Consider the following 6699-nt stretch of genomic DNA (forward strand, 5'->3'; position numbering starts at 1 on the left):
GGTGGCTGAGCTGTTGCCCTACGCCGAGAACGCGCGCACGCATTCGCCGTCGCAGGTGGCGCAGATCGCCGCCTCCATCGCCGAGTTCGGCTTCGTGAACCCGGTCCTGGTCGACGCTGAGGGCGTGCTGATCGCGGGCCACGGCCGCGTCATGGCGGCGAAGCAGCTGGGCCTCACCTCGGTGCCGGTGCTGCGGCTCGGCCATCTCTCTCCCGCGCAGGCCCGGGCGCTCCGCCTCGCGGACAACCAGATCGCGCTGAACTCCGGCTGGGACGAGGCGCTGCTCGCTGCCGAGATCGCGCGTATCCGCGACGAGGCGGTGGTGGACCTCGACGTCCTCGGCTTCTCGGGCATGGAGCTCGACCGTCTGCTGGCCGCGGCCGATGCCGGCCTCGAGGACGACGCCGACGACGCGCCCGAGCCGCCGGCCGTTCCCGTCACCCGCGCCGGTGATCTGTGGCGCTGTGGGGACCACCGCCTCCTCTGCGGCGACGCCACGAAGCTGGCCGACGTGCAGCGCGCCCTCGGCGCCGACCGCCTCGCCGACATGGCCTTCACGGATCCGCCCTACAACGTCGCCTACCAGGGCGGCACCTCGGCCAAGATGACCATCGCCAACGACGCGCTGGGCCAGGGCTTCCTCGACTTCCTCCGGCCTGCGCTGGCGAACCTGCTCTCGGTGACGAAGGGCGCCTGCTACGTCTGCATGTCCTCGTCCGAGTGGCCGACGCTGCATCGCGCCTGGCAGGAGGCGGGCGGGAAGTGGTCCAGCACCATCATCTGGGCGAAGAACACCTTCGCCCTCGGCCGCGCCGACTACCACCAGCAGTTCGAGGCAATGCTCTACGGCTGGAAGGCCGGCGCGCAGCACTACTGGTGCGGCGCGCGCGACCAGGGAAATGTCTGGCACTTCGACAAGCCGGCGAGGAACGAGCTCCACCCCACCATGAAGCCGGTGGCGCTGGTCGAGCGCGCGATCCGCAACAGCAGCAAGCAGCGCGACACGGTGCTGGATCCGTTCGGCGGCTCCGGCACGACGATGATCGCGGCGGAGCGGACTGGGCGGCGCGCCGTGCTGCTCGAGCTCGACCCGGCCTATGCCGACGTCATCGTGCGGCGCTGGCAGGAGGCGACCGGCGAGGCGGCAGTGCTGGAGGGCGAGGACCGCACCTTTGCCGACGTCGCCGCGGCACGCGGCCGGCAATCCAGGTGATCACGGCGCGTCCGGGCGCGTCTCCGGCTCCTGCATCCAGGCCGGGATGTCGCGCTGGGCGTGCAGCACGCGCCAGACGTCGATGTGGTCGGGCTGCTCGCGGTAGAAAACGACGAACGGAAAGCGCCGCAGCGGCCAGGCGCGCAGCCCGTCCAAGCCGAGCTCGTAGGCGTAGCGGAGCGAGCCGACGCCGGGCTGCGTGCCGAGGCGGCGGAACGCCTGCTGCAGCGCATCGATAAATCGCAGGGCGAGGGGCTCGCCGCCCTCGGCCTGGTAGTGCGCGATCGCTTCGTCAATGTCCTGCTGCGCGAGTTCCCGCGGGACGACCGGCCGCGCGGTCACGCCCGATCGGCGCCGCGCAGCCGTCGGCGCAGCCTGTCGAAGTAGGCGTCGTCAGCGACGCTGCCGGGACGGGAGGCCGCGCCGGCCAGGAGCAGGCCACGCAGCCGCTGGCGCTCCTGGTCCTTTCGGATCAGCTCGCGGACGTATTCGCTGCTCGTGCTGTAGCCGCCGCTCTCGACCTGCTGGTCGACGAAGGCCTTCAGCGCGTCGGGGAGGGAGACGTTCATCGTGCCCATGGCCGGGAGGATGGCCATCTTGGCAAAAATTGGCAAGCGCGGCGTCGGCCAGCCGCAGGCAGATGTGATCCGGAACGCGGAAAGAAAGCAATGATTGCAGCGCGGTAGATGCTTGGCTCGGCTCCGCCGCAGCGCGAATGGTCCGTCACGCGCAGGGGATGCCCTGCACCACGACGGAGACGACCATGACCGACCGCGAAGCCCGCGCCGCCCGCAACCAGCAGAAGAGCCTCGAGGCCTTCCTCCAGCAGAAGGCCCGCTTCGACGCGATGGTCGCCGAACTTCAGCAGATGAGCGCGGACCATTTCGGGGCGGATCCCGAGGACGTCCTCTGGGGCCAGGCCGCGACGCTCGAACACTGGAACAGCCGGCTGGCGAGCGTGACGGACTGCTACTTCAAGCGCGGCGAATTCGCCGAGTAGCGCGCCGCGCCCGCCGCGACGCGGCGCCGCCACCGCCCCGACAGGTCAGGCCTGCGGGGCTCGGGGTGGTAGCACCCGGCTGGTCGGGTGCCCAACCGGAGACCCCGACGATGAAGCTTTCCGACACCCAGCGCGTGATCCTGAGCGCCGCTGCGCAGCACGAGATGGGCCTGGCCCGCGCGCCGAAGACCCTGCCGGCCGCCGCCCGCAACGCGGTGTTCCGCAGCCTGATCAAGAACAACCTGCTCATCGAGATCAACGCCCCGCGGGAGCATGTCGGGCTCGGCTGGCGGCAGGATGAGGACGGGACCTGGATCGTGGCGCGCATCACCGACGACGGGCTGCGCGCCATCGGCATCGACCCGAACGCGGGCGACGCGCGCGAGGAGGACGAGCAGAGCGCCGAGGCCATCGCCCGCCGCAACGCCCAGCGCCGCGCCGCCGCGGAGGCCGCCGCGCCGGTGGCCGACACGGCGCCCACGGGCCGGGAGGACGCGGCGGAGGGGGATGCCCCCGCGGAGGAGACCGAGGCGGCCCAGGCCGCGCCCACGCCCGCCCCGCGGGCCAGCCTGCGCGACGCCGCCGCGGCGGTCCTGGCCGCCTGGGACGACGAGGCAAACCGCGAGGCCGACATGATCACCGCCCTCGACGGCCCGATGGCGGTCCTCCGCGCCGCCCTGACCGGCAAGCCGCCGCGCACGGCCCGCGAGCCCGCCGCGCCGCGGAAGCCGCGCGAGGGCACGAAGCAGGAGGCGGTCCTGGCGATGCTCCGCCGCGAGGAGGGCGCGACCATCGCGCAGATCTGCGAGGCGACTGGCTGGCAGCAGCACACGGTCCGCGGGTTCTTCGCCGGCCTGAAGAAGCGCCAGGGCGTCGAGGTCCAGGTGCTGGAGCGGGTCCGCTAGGTCGGGCCGAACAAGGAGGGTGCCCGCGGGTCCTACTCCGTCTACCACCTGCCTGCCTGACGCGCGCCAGCCACAGCTGCCGGGATCATCGAGTGCGCCGGGGATCATCGCGATCCCCGGCGCCTTCTCAAGTTGGCTGCGCCGAACCATAGCGCGAAGCGTCCGTCACGCGCAGGCAACCCGCCTCGCAGCACGCAGACGGACGATGCAGCAGATCGCCACCATCACGCACCTCAAGGGCCTCGCTGACCACGCCCGCCTGAGCCACGCGCACTGGCTGCGCAGCGTGCGGCAGGGTGGCAGCGGGAACTACGGCCCCGCCTACTGCATCGAGGGCGCCGGCATCTGGCGCCGCCGGCTTGGCGAGCTGCTGGCGCAGATCCGCGACGCGGAGCGCGCGCGATGAGCGCCCGCACGCTGCGCCGCTGGATCGTGCTCGGCCAGGACGGCCGGCACGTCACGCTGGGGCGGGCGGCGCCGCCCTCCGCTGAGGAGATCGCCGCGGCGAGCGACGCGCTGAACCGGCAGGGCCTTGCCGGCTGGATCGCCACGCTGGATGGCGACTACTGGGGTCGCGGGCGCGTGACGCTCGCGCCCGTGCAGACCATTGGCGCCGGCGCGACGCTGGACTGGGCGGCCGCAGTCGCTGCCTTCGATCAAGCCCGCCAGCGCGCGCGGCGCGCTGCCTGACCCCACACCCCGCGCGCGGCGGGAGAGATGCCGCCGTGCCAGAACTCACCCCTTCCACCCGCGAGGCCGCCCGCCGCATCGGCATCACCGAGACGGCGCTCCGCAAGGCCGAGCAGACGAACCGCATCGCCCGCGAGCCGGACGGCCAGTGGGACATCGACAAGACCCGACGCCGCCTGGTGGAGACTGCGGATCCCGCCCGCTCGCCGCTGGCCAATGGCGGCGGTGGCGGCGGCGCCGAGGGCACGCCCTACGCCCGACTGAAGGTCGCGCAGCTCGCGCTGAAGGTCGAGGCACAGCGGCTTGCGCTCGACGAGAACAAGCGCCGGCTGCTCGATGTCGCCGAGGCCAACGCCACGATCGACGAGATCGCGGGCGCGATGCGCGACGCGCTGCTGAACTGGCCGGCCCGCGTGTCGGGGCTGATCGCCGCGGAGCTCGGTGTCGACCCGCACCTGCTGCAGACCATCCTGCAGCAGCACATCACCGACCTGCTCTCGGAGGCGGCCGATCGCTTCGACCCTCCAGGTCTCGGCGGAGATCGGGCAGCGGGCCCGTGACCATGTCCGGCGCCGGGCGGGGAGCATGCTCCGCCCGCCGCCGCAGCTCAGGGTGTCGGAATGGGCGGAGCGGCACCGGATCCTCGGCAGCCGCGCCTCCTCCGAGCCGGGACCCTGGCGTACGGGCCGGACCCCGTACCTGCGCGAGGTGATGGACGCGTTGTCGGCGGTGCATCCGGCGCGGCGGATCGTCTTCATGAAGGGGGCGCAGGTCGGCGCCACCGAGGCCGGGAACAACTGGCTCGGCTACATCCTGCACCACGTGCCGGCGCCGGTGCTGGCGGTGCAGCCGACCGTCGAGCTCGCGAAGCGCTTTTCGCGCCAGCGCATCGACCCGCTGCTGGAGGAGACGCCGGCCCTCAAGGAGAGGGTCGCACCCGCCCGTGCCAGGGACAGCGGCAACACGCTGCTGTCGAAGGAATTCCCCGGCGGCATTCTGGTGCTGACCGGGGCCAACAGCGCGGTCGGGCTGCGCTCGATGACGGCGCGGTTCCTCTTCCTCGACGAGATCGACGCCTATCCCGGCGACGTCGAGGGTGAAGGCGATCCGATCTCGCTGGCGGAGGCGCGGGCGCGCACCTTCGGCTGGCGGCGCAAGGCCTTCCTGGTCTCGACGCCGACCATCGCCGGGCGCAGCCGGATCGAGCGAGAATACGCCGCCTCAGATCAGCGGCGCTACTTCGTGCCGTGCCCGCACTGCGGCGAGATGCAGTGGCTGAAGTTCGAGCGGCTGCGCTGGGAGAAGGGTGACCCTCGCTCGGCGCGGTATCACTGCGAGGCTTGCGACGAGGGGATCGAGGAGCACCACAAGACCGCCATGCTGGCCGGCGGCGCCTGGCGGGCGACCGCCACCGCCGAGGATCCGCACACGGTCGGGTTCCACATCTCCTCCCTCTACGCGCCGGTGGGCTGGTACTCGTGGGAGCAGGTCGCCCGGGATTGGGACGCGGCGCAGGGCAAGCCCGAGGACCTCAAGACCTTCAGGAACACGGTGCTCGGCGAGACCTGGCAGGAGCGGGGCGAGGCGCCGGATTGGGAGCGGCTGGTCGAGCGGCGGGAGGACTTCCGGATGGGCGTCGTGCCAGCCGACGCGCTGTGCCTCACCGCCGGCGTGGACGTGCAGGACGATCGCCTCGAGTGCGACATCTGGGGCTGGGCGGAGGGGTACACCTCCTGGCTCGTGGATCACGTCGTCATCGCCGGCAGCCCGCGCGAGCGGGAGCCGTGGGATGCGCTCGCGAAACTGCTGGCCAGGGACTGGCCGCGACAGGGCGGTGGCAGCATCCGCATCGCCCGGCTCTGCGTCGACACGGGCGGGCGGGATACGGCCGCGGTCTACGGCCACCTGCGCCGGCTGCGGGATCCGCGCATCGCCCCGACCAAGGGTGTGGATGGCTGGAACCGGGCGCAGCCGGTACAGGGCCCGACGCCAGTGGACGCGATGGTCGATGGCCGGAAGCTCCGGCGCGGCCTGAAGCTCTGGACGGTGTCGGTCTCCACCTGGAAGGCCGATCTGTATCGCCGCCTCTGGCTCGGCCGCGGCGACGCGGAGGAGTTCCCGCCCGGCTGGGTGCACCTGCCGCAGGGCATCGAGGCCGAGTGGGTCAAGCAGCTCGTCGCCGAGCAGCTCCACACGGTGAAGGACCGGCGCGGCTTCGCGCGGCAGGAATGGGCCAAGCTGCGCGAGAGGAACGAAGCGCTGGACTGCGCGGTGCTCGCCCGCGCGGCGCTCTGGCTGCTCGGGGCTGACCGCTACGGCGAGCGGTTCTGGCAGCAGCTGCGCGAGCAGGTCGCCAACGCCCCACTCCAACCGAGCGAGGTTCCCACTGCCGGGAATGTCGCTCCCCCGTCGCCGCCGCCGGCAGCGCCGGACACCCATCGCCCGCGGGGCTGGCTCGCGCCGCGCTCGGGCTGGCTGCGCTGAAGGGAGGACGCACATGGACCCGACCGTCCTCGCCTGGGCGCTGGCGCAGCCGACCGGCAGCCGCGCGGCCGCGCTCGCCGCCGCCTACACGCGCGGCACGACCCGCGTGACCTTCGACGGGCGGACCGTGGAGTACCGCAGCCTGGATGAGCTTGGCCGCGCGCTCGCCGTGCTGCGCGGGGCGGAGATGACGGCGGCCCGCCGCCCGTCCGTGACGCTGGCCAGCTTCTCGCGCGAGGGAACCAGGTGATGGGTCGGCTGCGAGACGCGTGGAACGCGCTGCGGGGCTATGCGGCGGCGCAGGACCAGCGGGCCTCAGCCTGGGCGCCGTCCGGCGGCAGCGCCACGGCCGAGGTCGGTATGGCGGTCGCGACGGTCGCGCGCCGCGCCCGCGACGCCGTACGCAA

10 protein-coding genes are annotated in these 6699 nt (G+C 72.8%); 8 read left to right on the plus strand and 2 right to left on the minus strand.

What is annotated here, in order from left to right; translation table 11 throughout:
- The first annotated feature begins 1 nt into the window (after window position 1).
- Complete coding sequence (locus FHS88_RS15110; protein WP_184486257.1) at window positions 2-1213, plus strand: DNA methyltransferase; 1212 nt, start codon at window positions 2-4, stop codon at window positions 1211-1213.
- Here FHS88_RS15110 and FHS88_RS15115 read toward each other — a convergent pair whose 3' ends face one another.
- Together FHS88_RS15115 and FHS88_RS15120 are read right to left on the minus strand one after the other, a co-directional pair.
- A complete protein-coding gene (locus FHS88_RS15115) occupies window positions 1214-1555 on the minus strand; it encodes a type II toxin-antitoxin system RelE/ParE family toxin (RefSeq protein ID WP_184486258.1) in 342 nt (113 codons plus the stop codon).
- Entirely contained in the window at window positions 1552-1809 is a 258-nt protein-coding gene (locus tag FHS88_RS15120; protein WP_246419991.1) for a type II toxin-antitoxin system ParD family antitoxin, read from the minus strand. The genes FHS88_RS15115 and FHS88_RS15120 overlap by 4 nt, the downstream gene beginning before the upstream one ends.
- A gap of 167 nt (window positions 1810-1976) precedes the next feature.
- Here FHS88_RS15120 and FHS88_RS15125 point away from each other — a divergent pair, with 167 nt between their 5' ends.
- From FHS88_RS15125 to FHS88_RS15155, 7 genes are all read left to right on the plus strand, one after another.
- Window positions 1977-2213: a hypothetical protein gene (locus FHS88_RS15125; protein WP_184486259.1), complete on the plus strand. Its 237-nt coding sequence runs from the start codon at window positions 1977-1979 to the stop codon at window positions 2211-2213.
- 110 nt (window positions 2214-2323) lie between these two features.
- Window positions 2324-3118, plus strand: coding sequence for a DUF3489 domain-containing protein (locus FHS88_RS20885; RefSeq protein WP_246419994.1), 795 nt, complete (start codon window positions 2324-2326; stop codon window positions 3116-3118).
- Window positions 3119-3323: 205 nt separating this feature from the next.
- Window positions 3324-3524 (plus strand): hypothetical protein, encoded by a 201-nt coding sequence (locus tag FHS88_RS15135; protein ID WP_184486260.1) that lies wholly within the window; start codon window positions 3324-3326, stop codon window positions 3522-3524.
- Window positions 3521-3808 (plus strand): hypothetical protein, encoded by a 288-nt coding sequence (locus FHS88_RS15140; RefSeq protein ID WP_184486261.1) that lies wholly within the window; start codon window positions 3521-3523, stop codon window positions 3806-3808. The genes FHS88_RS15135 and FHS88_RS15140 overlap by 4 nt, the downstream gene beginning before the upstream one ends.
- A 35-nt stretch (window positions 3809-3843) precedes the next feature.
- Window positions 3844-4368: a hypothetical protein gene (locus tag FHS88_RS15145; RefSeq protein ID WP_019015878.1), complete on the plus strand. Its 525-nt coding sequence runs from the start codon at window positions 3844-3846 to the stop codon at window positions 4366-4368.
- 25 nt (window positions 4369-4393) lie between these two features.
- Window positions 4394-6292 carry a phage terminase large subunit family protein gene (locus FHS88_RS15150; RefSeq protein ID WP_184486262.1) on the plus strand — a complete coding sequence of 633 codons (1899 nt, stop codon included), beginning with the start codon at window positions 4394-4396 and terminating at the stop codon, window positions 6290-6292.
- Between the two features lie 13 nt (window positions 6293-6305).
- Entirely contained in the window at window positions 6306-6542 is a 237-nt protein-coding gene (locus FHS88_RS15155; protein ID WP_184486263.1) for a phage head-tail joining protein, read from the plus strand.
- Window positions 6543-6699 lie beyond the last annotated feature (157 nt).

The organism is Neoroseomonas alkaliterrae (genome assembly GCF_014199195.1).
Lineage (GTDB): Bacteria > Pseudomonadota > Alphaproteobacteria > Acetobacterales > Acetobacteraceae > Neoroseomonas > Neoroseomonas alkaliterrae.